Genomic DNA, 14,934 nt, shown 5'->3' with positions numbered 1-14,934 from the left:
ATCGCGAGTCGGCGGGAGGACTTCCATGGACACGAACACGATGCGCGTGCCGAATGTCTCCGCACTGGAGACAGGCACGCTCATGGCGCCGGATGTCGGTTCGGCGCTCGGCCTCGGTGACCCGCGCGACCGCCGGGTCGTCGCGGATGCGCTCCGGGCATTGCTGCGGGAGCGTTCCGAAGCGCTCGCGTTCGCGATGCGCATCGCCGACGAGTGCGGCCGGCCGCGGCCCGATGTGGCCGATTTCGCGCTGACCGACATCATTCGGCTTGCACGCATCGTCGAGCGGATCGAGCGGGACGGCGCGTCGAAGCACGCTGCCGTACCCGCGGCCGCGCGCTGAAAGACGAGGCGGCCGATCCTGCCTTCGACGGCCTCGTGAGCGATTTCCGCATGTACCAGGGGGCGCTGACGGCGGCGCAAGTCGCCGCGCTTGCTCGGTAGGTGCGCCGTACACCGCAATTGGCCGAAACGCCCGACGCCGGATGCCCGGTGTCGGGCGTTTTCGCTTGTGGGAACGTGCGCATCAGCGTATTGCCGACCCCAAGGGTTAACCCATATTCGACATTATTTCTGGCGTCGTATAGTGCAGCCGTAGATACAAATATCCACTATTACTAATGCCTTTCATTCAATATCGAACGCAAGTCCAAGAGCGTGCCACGCGTATTCGGCGTGCGAGCGCTTCGCGGCGAAGCCCAGGGCTCGCGAAAGAGGTCATTGCATGAACATGGACACACGTACGCCATCGCTGCATCCGCAATTTCCCGCCACGGCCGAGGAAGAGGCCTATGCGTATGTGCTCTACCGCATCCGGATGGGGACGTACAAGGCCGGCGATCGCCTGATTCCCGAGGACATCGCCGCCGAGATCGATACGAGCCGCATGCCGGTGAGGGAAGCGTTCCGCCGGCTCGCGAGCGAAGGGTTGGTCGTGATCCGTCCGAATCGCGGCGCGGTCGTGCGGGGGCTAGACGTCGACGAGATGGAAGTGGTGTTCGGCATGCGCGGCGTGCTCGAAGGGCTGGCGGCGCGCATGGCGCTGCCGAACATCACGCCGCAGCATATCGACGAACTGACGCGCTTGATCGATGCGATGGAGCGCGCGGAAGCCGACGGCCAGCAGTGGGTCACCGCGCATCGCAGCTTTCACGAGTATCTGTGCCGGCTGTGCGGGCGCCAGCGCCTGATCACCCAGATCGCCGGGTTGCACACGGTGGTGGAACCGCACATGCGTCTGTGGCTCGAGCGGGCCTACAAGCCGAAGACGTCGCGCGACGACCACATGGGGCTGATCGACGCGATCCGGGGAGGCGATCCTGCCGCGCTCGAGGCCGTGGTGCGTGAGCATATCGAAGCGACCGTCCCGGCATTGCGCGACTGGATGACGGGCGGCAACTGACGGAAACAGGACGAGGCGGCGGTCGGCGTCTCGTTCATGTCGATAAGGTATCCGAATCAATCATCGTACCAAAACCACGCAACACGACCACGCAGTCATTTCCACCGAAACACGTTACGGAGTAGCAACATGAAACGACCCATGATGAGATTCCTGGTGCTCGCCACCGTCATGCTGGCGGCCGTGCAGGCCCAGGCGAAAGAGTGGAAGGACATCCGGATCGGCTACGAAGGCGCGTATCCGCCGTTTTCGTCGATGCAGCCGGACGGCACGCCGGTGGGCTTCGACATCGACGTCATCCATGCACTGTGCGCGCAGATGCACGCCAATTGCACGCTGGTGCAGATCAACTGGGACGGCCTGCTTCCCGCGTTGATGGCCGACAAGGTCGACGCGATCGTCGCGTCGGTCGCGATCACCGCCGAGCGCAAGCAGAAGGTCGCGTTTACCGACAAGTACTACAACACGCCGCGCCGGCTGGTCGTCGCGAAAAACAGCCCAGTCAAGGACGCGACGCCGGCGGAACTCAAGGGCAAGCGCGTCGGCGTTCAGCGCGGCACGCTGGCCGACAAGTACGCGAGCGCGTACTGGGCGCAGAACGGCGTGCAACTGGTGCGCTACCCGACCCAGGACGAGGTCTACCTCGATCTGCGCTCGGGCCGCATCGACGCCGCGTTGCAGGACGCGACTGCCGCGTATTCGGCGTTCCTGACGAAACCGGAAGGTGCGAACTTCAAGTTCGTCGGCACGCCGATCGTCGGTACGACGCCCGAGCAGAAGGCGCTGCTGGGCGAGGGCTACGGCATTCCGGTGCGCAAGACCGACGACGATCTCCGGCAGCAGCTGAACCAGGCGATCACGGCCATTCGCGCCAACGGCGTGTATCAGTCGATCGAGAAGAAGTACTTCGATTTCGATATCTACTGACCAGGCCGCGCCGGCGGGCGTGCACGCGCCGGCGCACCCTGAACGAATCCCGAGAGCGCTGGAAAGGAGCGTCATGTCCGCATTGCAGCAATACCTGCCGGCCCTGTTGCGCGGCGCCGAGGTGACGATCGTGCTCGCCGTGCTGTCCGTCGGGCTCGCCGTATGCATCGGCATGGCGGGCGCGATGGCCAAGCTGTCGGGCTCGCGTGTGCTGGTGTCCGCCGCCACCGCCTATACCACGCTGATTCGCGGCGTGCCGGAGTTCGTCATGATGTTGCTGGTGTTCTACGGCGGCCAGATCCTGTTGAACCGGCTGTCGGCCGCCTTCGGCCTGCATGCGCCCGACGTCGACGCGTTCGCCACCGCGGTGCTGACGATCGGCTTCATTTTCGGTGCGTACTACACGGAGACGTTCCGTGGCGCGATGCTCGGCGTACCGCGCGGCCAGATGGAGGCGGCGCGCGCATACGGATTCTCGGGATGGCTCGCCTTTCGCCGCATCCTGTTTCCCCAGATGGCGCGGCTCGCATTGCCCGCCGCCGTGAACAACTGGCTGGTGCTGCTCAAGACCACGGCGATCGCGTCGCTGATCGGCCTGCACGACGTGATGTTCATCTCCGACCAGGCCGGCCGCACGACCCAGGCGCCGATGACGTTCTATCTGGCCGCCTGCGCGGTGTATCTGCTGGTGACGTCGGGGTCGACGGCGTGCGCGGCGCGTGCGCGCGTGCGCCTGAACCGCGGCATGCGAGAGGGGAGGCTGCACGGATGAGCCATGAACAATGGATCTCGCTGCTCGGCGCGTATGCCGGCGGGCTGTGGGTCACCGTGCAGCTGACCGTGGGCTCGCTGGCACTCGGGTTGCTGCTCGCGATTCCGCTGGCCGTATTGCGCGTGTCGCCGAACCGCTTTGTGCATGGTCCGGTGGCGGTCTACACGTGGTTCATGCGCGGCACGCCGTTGCTTGCGCAACTGATGATCGTCTATTACGGATTCGGCCAGTTCCAGTGGGTCCAGGACGCGTGGCAGCGCGGCAATCCGCTGCTCTTGCTGCTGCGCGATCCGTTCGGGTGCGCGATGATCGCGCTCACGGCGAATACCTGTGCGTATACCGTCGAAATCCTGGCCGGGGCGATCCGCGCCACCGCCTACGGCGAAATCGAAGCGGCGCAGGCCTACGGGATGTCGCGTGCGACCGCATGGCGCCGCATCGTCCTGCCGTCGGCGCTGCGCCGGTTCCTGCCCGCCTACAGTAACGAAATCATCCTGATGCTGCACGGCACGTCGCTCGTCAGCGCGATCACGCTGATCGACCTCACGGGCGCCGCGCGGGATGTCTACGCGAACTACTACGCACCGTTCGAGGCGTTCATTTCCGTCGGCACCGTCTATTTCGCGTTGACCGGGCTCGTCGCGCTGCTGGTCCGGGCAGCCGAGCGGCGCTGGCTCGTCCATCTGCGGCCATTGCCGCTTTCCATGCTTGCGCAATCGCGGAGCAACGCCACATGAATGCACTGTCTGTCGAAAATCTCCACAAGCGCTACGGCGACAACGAAGTCCTGAAGGGCGTCTCGCTGGCAGCCAATCCCGGCGACGTGATCAGCGTGATCGGCTCGTCGGGATCGGGCAAGAGCACGCTGCTTCGATGCATCAATTTTCTGGAGTCGCCTTCGTCGGGCCGCGTATCGCTCGGCGGCGGCGAGGTGCGGACGTCGGTCGACCGCAGCGGCCGGATCAGGATCTCGGATCCCGCCCAGTTGCGCCGGATGCGCACGCGGCTCGCGATGGTGTTCCAGCATTTCAATCTGTGGGCGCACATGACGGTGCTGCAGAACGTCGTCGAGGCGCCGTTGCACGTGTTGAAGCTCGGCCGCGCGGAGGCGCGCGAGCGGGCGGAGCGCTATCTCGAGCAGGTGGGCATGACGCGCTTCGCCGATGCGTATCCGGCGCACCTGTCCGGCGGCCAGCAGCAGCGCGTCGCCATCGCACGGGCGCTCGCGATGGAGCCCGACGCGCTGTTGTTCGACGAACCGACTTCGGCGCTCGATCCGGAGCTGGTCGGCGACGTGCTCAAGGTGATGCGCGATCTCGCACACGAAGGACGCACGATGATCGTCGTCACGCACGAGATGGGCTTCGCGCGCGAGGTGTCGAACCACGTCATGTTCCTGCACCAGGGCGTGGTGGAGGAGGAAGGCCATCCGCGCAACATCTTGAAGACGCCGAGAAGCAGCCGGTTGCAGAAGTTCCTGTCCGGCGGGCTCAAGTAGTGCGGTCCGGCGACCGATCCGGGCTGGTTCCGCACACGGAAGACACGACCATGGAAGAGACTCAACCAGGAAGGTACTCATGCACACGCTGAAGCAGAACGACATCGATCATGTCCTTCATCCGTATACGAACCTGAGCCGCCACCGCGACGTCGGGCCGATGGTGATCGAGCGCGGCGAGGGCGTCTACGTGTACGACACGGAAGGAAATCGCTACATCGAAGCGCTGAGCGGCCTGTTCTGCGCGTCGCTGGGGTTCAGCGAACCGCGGCTGGCCGACGCGGCGGACCGGCAGATGCGCAAGCTGCCGTTTTATCACGCGTTCGGTCATAAGTCGTCCGAACCGTCGATCCTGCTGGCCGAGAAACTGATCTCGATGGCGCCGGTGCCGATGTCGAAGGTGTTTTTCGCGAACTCGGGTTCGGAAGCGAACGACACCGCGGTGAAGCTGATCTGGTATTACAACAACGCGCTCGGGCGGCCGCTGAAGAAGAAGATCATCGCGCGCACGCGGGCGTACCACGGCGTGACGATCGCGTCCGCGAGCCTGACCGGCCTGCCGAACAACCATCGCGACTTCGACCTGCCGATCGATCGCGTCCTGCATACGGACTGCCCGCACTACTATCGTCACGGGTTGCCCGGCGAATCGGAGGAACAGTTCGCGACGCGCTGCGCCGAGTCGCTCGAGCAACTGATTCTGCGCGAAGGGCCCGAGACGATCGCCGCGTTCTTTGCCGAGCCGGTCATGGCGTCGGGCGGCGTGATCGTCCCGCCGGCCACGTACATGGAAAAGATCCAGCGCGTGCTGAAGCGGTACGACATTCTGCTCGTGGCCGACGAGGTGATCTGCGGTTTCGGTCGAACCGGCAATATGTTCGGCTCGGAAACCTTCGGCATGCAACCCGACATGATCGTCGTCGCCAAGCAGCTGTCGGCCGGCTACCTTCCCATCTCGGCGCTGATGGTCAGCGACGCGATCTATCGTGCTCTCGTGGCCGAAAGCGAGAAGATCGGCACCTTCGGCCATGGTTTCACGTACAGCGGTCATCCCGTTTGCGCGGCCGTCGCGCTCGAGACGCTGCGCATCTACGACGAAGACGGTGTGCTCGACCACGTGCGCAGCGTGATCCCGCACTTCCAGCAGCGCGTGGCCGATCTCGTCGCGCATCCGCTCGTGGGCGAGGCACGCGGGTCCGGGCTGCTCGCGGCCGTCGAACTGGTCGCCGACAAGGCGACGAAAGCGCCGTTCGCGCCGTCCGAAGGCGTGGCGATCCATGCCGGAGAGCGGGCACTGACGTACGGCGTGATCACGCGGGCGCTCGGCGATACGTTCAATTTCTGCCCGCCGTTGATCATCACGCACGACGAAATCGACCAGTTGTTCGATGCGTCGAAACAGGCGCTCGACGATACGCTCGCGTGGCGCCGGTCGCTGGCCGCACGCTGAATCGGGAGAACACCATGAGGAATTTCGAACAACCGGGCCGCTCGCTCGTGATGTCGACCGAAGCGATGGCCGCGACGTCGCATCCCGCATCGACGCTGGCCGCTGTCCGGATCCTGGAATCGGGCGGCAACGCGATGGACGCGGCCATTGCCGCGTGCGCGGTGCAATGCGTCGTCGAGCCCGGCTCGACCGGCATCGGCGGCGACTGCTTCGCGCTCTATTCCCGCGGCGGCGGCGACGACATCGTCGGTTTCAACGGATCGGGCTGGGCGCCGGCTGCCGCCAGCGTCGAGCGGCTGCGCGCGCTCGGCGTCACGTCGATCGACCGCCATTCGCCGCACGCGGTGACGGTGCCCGGCGCGGTCGACGCGTGGGCGACGCTCGCGCGCGATCATGGTTCGCTACCGCTTTCCGCATTGTTTGCGCCGGCGATCCGGCTCGCCCGCGACGGCTATGCGGTCGCGCCACGCGCGGCGGCGGACTGGGCGCATCAGGCGCAGTTGCTGTCGCTGGACGACACCAGCCGCGCGCAGATGCTGGTTGCCGGCCAGGCGCCGCGGGCGGGCAGCGTGCATCGGCAGCCGCTGCTTGCGCGCACCCTCGAGACGATCGCGCAAGCGGGCCCGCGCGTGTTCTACGAAGGCGTGGTCGCGGAGGATATCGTGGCCCGCCTGCGCGCCATGGGCGGCCTGCACACGATGGACGACTTCGCGGCGTTCCATGGCGAATACGTGACGCCGATCACCTCGCGCTTTCGCGGCTACGACGTGCACGAATGCCCCCCGAACGGGCAGGGCGTCGTCGCGCTGCTGATGCTGAAGCTGCTCGAAGGATTCGACGCGAACGACGATCCGCTCGGCGCCGAGCGCCTGCACCGGGAGATCGACGCCGCGCGCGTCGCGTATGCGCTGCGCGACGTGCTGCTGGCGGATCCGCGCTATCGTCCGATGGACGTCGATACGCTGTTGTCGGATGCGTCCATCGAGTCGCTGCGCAAGCGCATCGCGGCGCTGCACGCCCTCGGCGCGCCGGTTGCGGCGCCGGTGGAGCACAAGGATACGGTCTATATCTGCGTGGTCGACAAGGATCGCAACTGCGCGAGCTTCATCAACTCGCTGTTTCATCCGTTCGGCAGCGGCATCATGTCCGCGCAAACGGGCGTGATGCTGCACAACCGCGGCCAGAGTTTCACGCTGGAAGCGGGCCACCCGAATGCGATCGCGCCGCACGCCAGGCCGATGCACACGATCATTCCGGGCATGGTGACGCGCGACGGCAAGGTACAGATCACCTTCGGCGTGATGGGCGGTCACTACCAGGCGATGGGGCATGCGCACTTCCTGTCGAAGGTGCTCGACTACGACCTGGACCTGCAGACGGCGATCGACCTGCCGCGCATCTTTCCGCGGCCGGGCACCGATCAGGTGGAGGTCGAATGCACGATGCCCGCGGCGGCGCGCGAAGCGCTCGCGCGGCGCGGCTTCAATCTCGTGGCACCGAACTGGGCGATCGGCGGCGCGCAGGCGATCCGGATCGACTGGGATGCCGGCACGCTGATCGGCGCGTCCGACCACCGCAAGGATGGTTGCGCACTGGGCATCTGACACGGGCGCCCGGACTGTCGGCACACGAAAATAGGGGGGGGTGACGCATCATGCAGAAGCAGTCAGTCGTGCGCGGAGACGGCGCGATCCGCCGCGAATCGCCATACGGTTCGTCGAAGGAGAACACCTATGCGGGCGTGGTGTCGTTCATGCGGCGCCTGTATACGAAGGAGCTGGCCGGCGTCGATCTCGCCGTGACCGGTGTGCCGCTCGATATCGCGACGACCAACCGTCCGGGCGCGCGGCTCGGCCCGCGCGCGATCCGCGCGGCGAGCAGCCAGCTCGGCGTCCTGCTGCCGTATCCGTGGGGGATCAACCCGTTCGACGACTATGCGGTGATCGACTACGGCGACTGCTGGCTCGACGTGCACAACCCGTCGACCGTCAAGGAAGCGATCATCGCGCATGCGCGCACGATACTCGATGCCGGTGCAAGGATGCTGACACTCGGCGGCGATCACTACATCAGCTACCCGCTGCTCGTGGCCCATGCGGAAAAGTACGGCAGGCCGCTTTCGCTGATCCATTTCGATGCGCACTGCGACACCTGGCCCGACGATCAGCCGGACAGCCTCAATCACGGGTCGATGTTCTACAAGGCGATCAAGGACGGGCTGATCGATCCCGCCCACTCGGTGCAGATCGGCATTCGGACCTGGAACGACGATTTCATGGGCGTGTCAGTTCTCGACGCGACGTGGGTGCATGAGCACGGCGTGAACGCGGCCATTGCACGCATCGTCGAGATCGTCGGCGCGCGGCCGACCTATTTCACGTTCGACGTCGACGGGCTGGATCCGGCGTTCGCACCGGGCACCGGTACGCCGGTACCGGGCGGCCTGTCGAGCGCGCAGGCGCTGTCGATCATCCGCGGGCTCACGCCGGTCGACCTGGTCGGCGCGGATGTGGTCGAGGTCGCGCCTGCCTACGATCATGCGGACATCACCGCGCTTGCGGCCGCGCACGTGGCGAGCGAGCTGGTCTGCCTGTTCAGGAATCGCGCTCGCAGGGTGAGGTAGGGCTCAAAGGGGGCGCCGGCGATTCACGTAGTCGGTGAGCCATGGTAGAGAACGGCATCGACATCGCGCATATCAATTCGTTATCCGAATCGAATGAAGAATGATGTCGGAAGCACGTCAATCAGATGGATCAACCACGCAACGACAGGAGAGCACGGCAATGAAATGGATCGCATCGACCACCCTCGCATGCGCGGCCGGCATGTGCGGCAATGCATTTGCGCAAAGCTCGGTCACGCTTTACGGCGTCATCGACGAATCGATTCAGTACACGCACAACACCGGCGGCGCCAGCAACCAGGTCAAGCTGCAGTCGGGACAGATGTCCGTCAGCCAGTGGGGGCTGAAAGGCAAGGAGGATCTCGGCGGCGGCCTGAGCGCGCTGTTCAACCTGCAGAACGGCTTCAACGTGAACAACGGCAAGATGAGCGGCGGCCTGCTGTTCGGACGCAAGGCGTTCGTCGGGCTGGCGGGCGGATTCGGCACGGTGACGGCCGGGCGTCAGCAGGATACGTTGCAGGATCTGGTGTTGCCGGTACAGGGGAACAATTTTCTCGAGTACTTCACGGCGCCCGGGGACGTCGACAACGCCGACGGCTCGGTCCGCAACAGCAATGCGGTCAAATGGGTGAGCCCGTCGTGGGGCGGCCTGCAGGTGGCCGCGATGTACGGGTTCGGCGGCGTGGCCGGTTCGGTCGGCTCGGGCCAGGCGTACAACGCGGCGATGTCGTACACGGCCGGTCCGTTGACCGTCGCCGCCGGCTATGCGCATCTGGACAACGGTAACGCGGTGCTGTCGACGCGCGGCGCAAGCAGCGCCGATACGATCTTCCTGTCGCCGGTCAATAACGCCTATGCGACGGCAAGCGCGGTGAATATCGCGCGTGCCGGCGTGAGCTACGTGCTCGGCGCGTTCACGCTGGGCGGTCACTACAGCTACGCGGAGTATCTGCGCGACGGAAATTCGACGTTCGGCGCGGCCGAGCGCTTCAACAACGGCTCGGTGTTCGTCGCGTGGCAGGCGTCGCCGGCGCTGTTGTTCGAGACGGGTTACAACTACCTGAAATCGCACGGCGATTCGTCGGCGACGTACCAGCAGGTCACGCTTGCGGCGGACTACGCGCTCAGCAAGCGCACCGATCTCTACGCGACGATGAGCTACGGGCACGCATCGGGCAGCAATGGCGCGGGTCCGGCGCAGGCGGTGATCGCGGACGCGTATGTCGACGGCGGCAAGGCGAACCAGGAACTGGCGATCGTCGGCATTCGCCACCGCTTCTGATCGCACACGCCGTGCATCACGGCAGCGGTGCGCCCCACGCCGCCGTCACGTCGCCGCCGAGCCGCCATTCGCTGAACGGGCGGCGCGGCGCGATAATCGCCGGCAGGCGGCGATCGTGAAAGCGCGCGTAGTACGGTTCGACCCAGCTCAGCTCGTCGCGAAACGTCCACGGAAACAGGTCCTGCTTGACCGGCGTGATCTTCTTGAAGCTTGCAGGATCTTCCACCGCGTCGATCACGAGGTTCGCGAGGCGGCCGATCGCACCGTCGTTTTCGCGGTAGAGATCGATGTTGCGCCGCTGCACGAGTTCGGCCGCGAACACGAGCGGCAGCAGCGCGAAGGTGTGATAGTGGAGTGCGCGGTCGCCGCGCTTGACCTCGCGCTCGAGCGACCCGTCCGGGCGGATGTCGCGAATGCCTTCGCGTACCCGCAGCAAGCCGGAGTCGATCAGGCTTGCGTTGTCGGTGACGGTGCCGATCGCGATCAGGTTAAGCCCTGCCCAGTACACGAGATTGTTGTGCAGATGGTTGATCGCTTCGGCATTGCGCGTCGCGATCGCGATGCGTTCGAGCCACGGGTCGATCGCGTTGAATTGAGCGCGGTTCGCTTCGCGCAAGCCGCGCGGCATGCGCAGGATCACCATCGCGAAATCGGTGCCGGCCCACGAGCGTTCGTAGTAGCCCTGATAACCGGAGATAGCGCCCATCAGCGCATCCGATTGCGCCCAAGTGTCGAGCAGCGTCAATGTGCACGACCAGTCGCCGTGATCCGCCGCGGCGTTCAGCTTCGCGACGAAGTCGCGCATCGGCTTCACGTCGCGCGCATAACCGGTGGGGTCGTCGTAGTAGCCGGGCGGATCGATCGTCCGCACGGGGGCGGGCACTTCGCATGCGCGGCTGGCGGAGGCCGTGCCGACGAGTGTACCGACGGCGAACAGGACAGCGAACAAGGCTCGAACGGAAACGGTGCGCATGAGGTGCTCGACGAGGACGTTTCGGGTTGGACGCGGGACCGCGAGCAGTCTAGCGCCCGAGGCTTTCGCCCGGCTTTCCGGGACGAGCCGCCGCCGGTCCGGTCCGGCAGGCCGTCGGTGCGATGCATGGCGGTCGCGGCGGCTTCACGTGCGATGCAATACGTTATTCTGTCGTCCTCAACCGCCAGCCCGATTCGATGAAGCGTCCTTCGTTTTCCACCCAACTCGTCATGCTCTGGGCAGTCGTCGCGGCGCTGTGCGCGACGCTGGTCGCGGTCGTCTGGGTCACGGCGAATTCCGCCGAGAGTCAGCAGGTGGCCAGCGCCAAGGCCGCCGGCGCGTCGGCATGCGAAGCGGTCGCGTCGCGTTACGGCGCGTCTGCCGCGTCGGCGGGCGCCGGGCCTGCCCCGGAGCTGATGCACGCGATCCTCGACATCGTGCTTTCGCGTGCCCCGGACATGGAGGGCGGGTTCTGGATGCCCTCCGCCGCACCCGCCGCGAGCGGCTTTCTCGCCTATTCCTTTCCCACTTATCAGGGCAGCGGCGTCAAACACGATGTTCCGGAAGCGGAAACGCCGCTGATCCTCCGCACGCTGCGTGCCGCGGCCGCGACGCATGCCGCGACGGCGAACGTCGTCGAAGGCGCGCAGGACGCCGTGATCGCGGCGGCCTGTCCGGTACGCGGGGGATCGGGGCTGTACGTCTGGATGCTGACCCGTGCGCGCCCGCCGCTGGGCCGGCACGGGGAATTGCTGGCAACGGGCCTGGCGGCCGTGCTCGCCGTGATTCTCGCGATCGCGGCGGCGCTGGCCGTGGCGCTGCGCCGCTGGAAGCGCAATCTCGCCCGGATCGAAAGCGGGCTGGGCCCCGACGGTCGCGAGCATCACCTGCCGTACGTCGGCGAACCCGATCTCGATCGCGTCATCGATGCGTTCAACGAGCGGGCGCGGCGCGCTGATCAACTGCAACAGCAGGCCGACGAGCTCCGTACGCGCCTCGCGCAGGCCGAGCGTTTCGGCATGCTGGGCAAACTCGCCGCGCAGGTCGCGCACGAGATTCGCAATCCGATGGGTGCGATGCGGCTGAAGGCTGAAAACGCGCTGGCCGGCGATGGCCGGCGGCAGCAGGACGCGCTGCGCGTGATCCTCGCGCAGATCGAGCGCATCGATGCGCAGTTGTCGAGCCTGCTCGCGCTGACGCAGCCGGTGCGCCCGCATGCGACACGCGTCGACGTCGACGCGTGGCTCGCGCAGGTCGTCGAAGCACACCGCGAGCTTGCGCAGCAGCAGGCGATCGACTTGACGTTGTCGCTCGCGGGGCAGGGCGAGCGGCTCGCGTGGCCGTCGGATTTTCCCGCCTTCGATCCCGACCAGATGCGGCGGGCGCTCGACAATCTGTTGCTCAACGCGTTGCACCACGCGGGCGACGGCGGAGCGGTCACGCTCGCCGCCGAGCGGCGTCCGATCGCCGGGCGCGACTGGCTGTGCATCACCGTGTCGGACAGCGGCCCCGGCGTGCCGGCCGCGCAGCGCGAGCGGATTTTCGAGCCTTTCGTGACGGGGCGCGCGGACGGCACGGGTCTCGGTCTTGTCGTCGTCCGCGAAGTGGCGGCGGCCCACGGCGGGCAGGCGCGCCTCGACGAGGGCGCCGCATTCGTGATTGAAATTCCATGGCAAACATCCTCGTAGTCGACGACGACGCGGCATTTCGCGACGGCCTCACCGAAACACTGGCCGATCTCGGTCATCGGGTCGTCGAGGCCGCATCCGGCCGGGCCGCGCTGAGCGCGCTGCGCGACGGTGGCGGTATCGAATGCATCTTTCTGGACTTCCGCCTGCCGGATCTGGACGGGCTGGCCGTGCTCGCGCAACTGCGCGACGATCCGGCGCTCGCCGCGATTCCGGTCGTCATGCTGACGGCCCATGCGACCAGCGACAACACGATCGAAGCGATGCGGCTCGGCGCATTCGATCACCTGACGAAGCCGATCGGGCGTCGGGACATCGCGCAACTGCTCGAACGCGTCGTATCGGCGAATCAGCCGCCCGCGCTCGCGCCGGAGGACGGCGGTTTTGCAGGCGAGCCTTCAGCGGACCGACCGCGACTGCTGGGCGTGAGCGCCGCGATGCGCGACGTGCAAAAGCAGGTCGGCCGGGCCGCGATGACCGATGCGACCGTGCTCGTGACCGGCGAGACGGGCACGGGCAAGGAGGTGGCGGCCCGCGTGCTGCATGCGGCATCGGCGCGGCATGCAGGGCCGTTCGTCGCCGTCAACTGTGCGGCCATCCCGGCCGATCTGCTCGAAAGCGAGTTGTTCGGGCATCGTCGCGGCGCGTTCACCGGCGCGCATGCCGATCGCGCGGGGCGCCTCGTCGAGGCCGACGGCGGGACGCTCTTCCTCGACGAGATCGGCGACATGCCGGCCGCGATGCAGGCCAAGCTGCTGCGGGCGCTGCAGGAGCGCGAGGTGACGCCGCTCGGCGCGGATCGCACCACGGCAATCGACATTCGCGTCGTGGCCGCGACGCACCGCGACCTCGCCGCCGCCGTCGCGAACGGCACGTTCCGCGAGGATCTCTTCTATCGGCTGAACGTCATTCCGCTGCACCTGCCGCCGCTCGCGGATCGCGTGGCCGACATCCTTCCGCTGGCCGCGCATTTCCTCGGCAACGCGGCGGGCATGCGCGCGCTGCATCTGACGAACGACGCGCAGCGCGCACTGCTCGATCACCGTTGGCCGGGCAATGTGCGTGAACTGCGCAACGTGATGGAGCGGGCGGCCGCGCTCGCCCCCGGGCCGGCCGTCAGCGCGGCCGATCTCGGTTTGGCCGCCGTGCCGGCGCGCCAGTCGGGCGCCGATGCGGTTCCGGCCTACCTGCTCGACATGCTGCTGCCCGATGCGCTGGCGACGGTCGAGCGCGCGGCGATCCTGCATGCGCTCGAGCGTGCGAACGGCAATCGCGCGGAGGCCGCGAGGCAACTCGGGATCGGCCGCCAGTCGCTCTATGCGCGCATGGCGAATCTCGGGATCGAGCGCGACGACTAGTAGGGCCGTTTCGACTGTCGGGATTGACGACACCCAGTGAAGCAACGTGTCGGGAAATCCGACATGTCCGGCGCGCTTCATCGTTCGGCCCTTGGCCACATGGGGCGCCGCGGGTTGGCACGGGTATTGCAAATATCGATGTATCGCAACCCGTCGCCCGAGTCCGTCATGAAGCTCACCCTGCCCGTCGTTCGCCGATCGTTTCGCACGCTCTGCGCTGCCGCGCTCGTTGCCGTCGCAACGGTCAGCGTCGCGCAGGTGCCACCGGCGCCGCGTGTGGAAGACCCGGCCGGCGCCATGCCGCCACCACCGCCGCCGCCTCGGCCGCGCGCGCTTTTGCCTGCCGGCCCCGGCAACGACACCGACACCGCATCGGATGCGCTGGTTTCCGGCACGCTGTCGCGCCTGACGATCAATCCGGAAGGGACCGTCGACGGCTTCGTGTTGACCGACGGCACGCTGGTCCGTCTGCCGCCGCATCTCGGTTCGCAACTGGCTGCGCTCGTGCGAGCGGGCGAGCGCGTCACGGTTGCCGGCGAACGGCGCGGTGACGATGAAATCCGCGCCAGCGTGGTCCGCAACGACGGCACCGGCGCATCGTTGTCCGATCGGCCGCCCGTGCCCGCCGCGCCCGCGCCGCCCATGCTGCGCAGCGTCAACCTCGCCCGCTTGAGCGTGTCCGGCGTCGTGCGCCGCGTGATGCGTGCGCCGCGCGGCGAGCCGGACGGCGTGATGCTCGACAGCGGTGCGGTCGTCAAGCTGACCGTTCCGGCCGCCCGGCAATTCGGCGACTTGCTCGTACCCGGCGAGCGCGTGGCCGCCGTCGGCTACGGCACGCGCAACGCATACGGCGAAGCGCTGCAGGCGACGGCGTTCGGCGCGCCGGGTCATGTCGTGAATCTCTATGACGATGTCGCGCGCTGATCGCGCGGTGCTGTTCCGAAATCCATCGAAAGGAGTC

14 protein-coding genes are annotated in these 14,934 nt (G+C 66.9%); 13 read left to right on the top strand and 1 reads right to left on the bottom strand.

Annotated features, from left to right (window positions below; translation table 11 throughout):
* Positions 1–82: 82 nt before the first annotated feature.
* The 10 genes from DIE03_RS28920 (at position 83) to DIE03_RS28875 (ending at position 9,954) form a co-directional block, all read left to right on the top strand.
* Complete coding sequence (locus DIE03_RS28920) at positions 83–343, top strand: hypothetical protein (RefSeq protein WP_311767314.1); 261 nt, start codon at positions 83–85, stop codon at positions 341–343.
* Between the two features lie 381 nt (positions 344–724).
* A complete protein-coding gene (locus DIE03_RS28915) occupies positions 725–1,402 on the top strand; it encodes a GntR family transcriptional regulator (RefSeq protein ID WP_124455671.1) in 678 nt (225 codons plus the stop codon).
* Between the two features lie 141 nt (positions 1,403–1,543).
* On the top strand, positions 1,544–2,329 hold the full coding sequence (locus tag DIE03_RS28910; RefSeq protein ID WP_260434967.1) for an ABC transporter substrate-binding protein: 786 nt from the start codon (positions 1,544–1,546) through the stop codon (positions 2,327–2,329).
* Positions 2,330–2,402: 73 nt separating this feature from the next.
* Positions 2,403–3,101 carry an ABC transporter permease gene (locus DIE03_RS28905; RefSeq protein ID WP_124455669.1) on the top strand — a complete coding sequence of 233 codons (699 nt, stop codon included), beginning with the start codon at positions 2,403–2,405 and terminating at the stop codon, positions 3,099–3,101.
* Positions 3,098–3,838: an ABC transporter permease gene (locus DIE03_RS28900; RefSeq protein WP_124455668.1), complete on the top strand. Its 741-nt coding sequence runs from the start codon at positions 3,098–3,100 to the stop codon at positions 3,836–3,838. Before DIE03_RS28905 ends, DIE03_RS28900 begins: the two co-directional genes overlap by 4 nt.
* The gene (locus tag DIE03_RS28895) at positions 3,835–4,599 is read left to right on the top strand and encodes an ABC transporter ATP-binding protein (protein WP_124455667.1); all 765 of its coding nucleotides are present in this window, start codon (positions 3,835–3,837) and stop codon (positions 4,597–4,599) included. Before DIE03_RS28900 ends, DIE03_RS28895 begins: the two co-directional genes overlap by 4 nt.
* 79 nt (positions 4,600–4,678) lie before the next feature.
* Entirely contained in the window at positions 4,679–6,049 is a 1,371-nt protein-coding gene (locus tag DIE03_RS28890) for an aspartate aminotransferase family protein (RefSeq protein ID WP_124455666.1), read from the top strand.
* Positions 6,050–6,063: 14 nt separating this feature from the next.
* Positions 6,064–7,653 (top strand): gamma-glutamyltransferase family protein, encoded by a 1,590-nt coding sequence (locus DIE03_RS28885; RefSeq protein WP_124455665.1) that lies wholly within the window; start codon positions 6,064–6,066, stop codon positions 7,651–7,653.
* Between the two features lie 50 nt (positions 7,654–7,703).
* The gene (speB, locus tag DIE03_RS28880; protein WP_124455664.1) at positions 7,704–8,672 is read left to right on the top strand and encodes an agmatinase; all 969 of its coding nucleotides are present in this window, start codon (positions 7,704–7,706) and stop codon (positions 8,670–8,672) included.
* Between the two features lie 160 nt (positions 8,673–8,832).
* Positions 8,833–9,954 (top strand): porin, encoded by a 1,122-nt coding sequence (locus DIE03_RS28875; RefSeq protein ID WP_124455663.1) that lies wholly within the window; start codon positions 8,833–8,835, stop codon positions 9,952–9,954.
* A gap of 16 nt (positions 9,955–9,970) precedes the next feature.
* Here DIE03_RS28875 and DIE03_RS28870 read toward each other — a convergent pair whose 3' ends face one another.
* Positions 9,971–10,927: a mannuronate-specific alginate lyase gene (locus DIE03_RS28870; RefSeq protein WP_124455662.1), complete on the bottom strand. Its 957-nt coding sequence runs from the start codon at positions 10,925–10,927 to the stop codon at positions 9,971–9,973.
* Positions 10,928–11,124: 197 nt separating this feature from the next.
* Between DIE03_RS28870 and DIE03_RS28865 the strand changes: the two genes are divergently transcribed.
* The 3 genes from DIE03_RS28865 to DIE03_RS28855 all read left to right on the top strand — a co-directional run bounded on the left by DIE03_RS28865 (position 11,125) and on the right by DIE03_RS28855 (position 14,897).
* The gene (locus DIE03_RS28865; protein ID WP_124455661.1) at positions 11,125–12,615 is read left to right on the top strand and encodes a HAMP domain-containing sensor histidine kinase; all 1,491 of its coding nucleotides are present in this window, start codon (positions 11,125–11,127) and stop codon (positions 12,613–12,615) included.
* Positions 12,597–13,973 carry a sigma-54 dependent transcriptional regulator gene (locus DIE03_RS28860; RefSeq protein ID WP_124455660.1) on the top strand — a complete coding sequence of 459 codons (1,377 nt, stop codon included), beginning with the start codon at positions 12,597–12,599 and terminating at the stop codon, positions 13,971–13,973. The genes DIE03_RS28865 and DIE03_RS28860 overlap by 19 nt, the downstream gene beginning before the upstream one ends.
* A 168-nt stretch (positions 13,974–14,141) precedes the next feature.
* Positions 14,142–14,897, top strand: coding sequence for a hypothetical protein (locus DIE03_RS28855; RefSeq protein ID WP_260434966.1), 756 nt, complete (start codon positions 14,142–14,144; stop codon positions 14,895–14,897).
* Positions 14,898–14,934 lie beyond the last annotated feature (37 nt).

It is taken from the genome of Burkholderia sp. Bp8992 (assembly GCF_003853705.1).
Lineage (GTDB): Bacteria > Pseudomonadota > Gammaproteobacteria > Burkholderiales > Burkholderiaceae > Burkholderia.
Note: the sequence above shows the minus strand (reverse complement) of the source record. Positions and strands in the feature narration are given on the sequence as shown.

Coding starts and splice junctions, on each gene's coding strand:
- DIE03_RS28920 (WP_311767314.1), top strand. CDS start 83: ATGGCGCCGGATGTCGGTTCGGCGCTCGGCCTCGGTGACCCGCGCGAC.
- DIE03_RS28915 (WP_124455671.1), top strand. CDS start 725: ATGAACATGGACACACGTACGCCATCGCTGCATCCGCAATTTCCCGCC.
- DIE03_RS28910 (WP_260434967.1), top strand. CDS start 1,544: ATGATGAGATTCCTGGTGCTCGCCACCGTCATGCTGGCGGCCGTGCAG.
- DIE03_RS28905 (WP_124455669.1), top strand. CDS start 2,403: ATGTCCGCATTGCAGCAATACCTGCCGGCCCTGTTGCGCGGCGCCGAG.
- DIE03_RS28900 (WP_124455668.1), top strand. CDS start 3,098: ATGAGCCATGAACAATGGATCTCGCTGCTCGGCGCGTATGCCGGCGGG.
- DIE03_RS28895 (WP_124455667.1), top strand. CDS start 3,835: ATGAATGCACTGTCTGTCGAAAATCTCCACAAGCGCTACGGCGACAAC.
- DIE03_RS28890 (WP_124455666.1), top strand. CDS start 4,679: ATGCACACGCTGAAGCAGAACGACATCGATCATGTCCTTCATCCGTAT.
- DIE03_RS28885 (WP_124455665.1), top strand. CDS start 6,064: ATGAGGAATTTCGAACAACCGGGCCGCTCGCTCGTGATGTCGACCGAA.
- speB (WP_124455664.1), top strand. CDS start 7,704: ATGCAGAAGCAGTCAGTCGTGCGCGGAGACGGCGCGATCCGCCGCGAA.
- DIE03_RS28875 (WP_124455663.1), top strand. CDS start 8,833: ATGAAATGGATCGCATCGACCACCCTCGCATGCGCGGCCGGCATGTGC.
- DIE03_RS28870 (WP_124455662.1), bottom strand. CDS start 10,927: ATGCGCACCGTTTCCGTTCGAGCCTTGTTCGCTGTCCTGTTCGCCGTC.
- DIE03_RS28865 (WP_124455661.1), top strand. CDS start 11,125: ATGAAGCGTCCTTCGTTTTCCACCCAACTCGTCATGCTCTGGGCAGTC.
- DIE03_RS28860 (WP_124455660.1), top strand. CDS start 12,597: ATGGCAAACATCCTCGTAGTCGACGACGACGCGGCATTTCGCGACGGC.
- DIE03_RS28855 (WP_260434966.1), top strand. CDS start 14,142: ATGAAGCTCACCCTGCCCGTCGTTCGCCGATCGTTTCGCACGCTCTGC.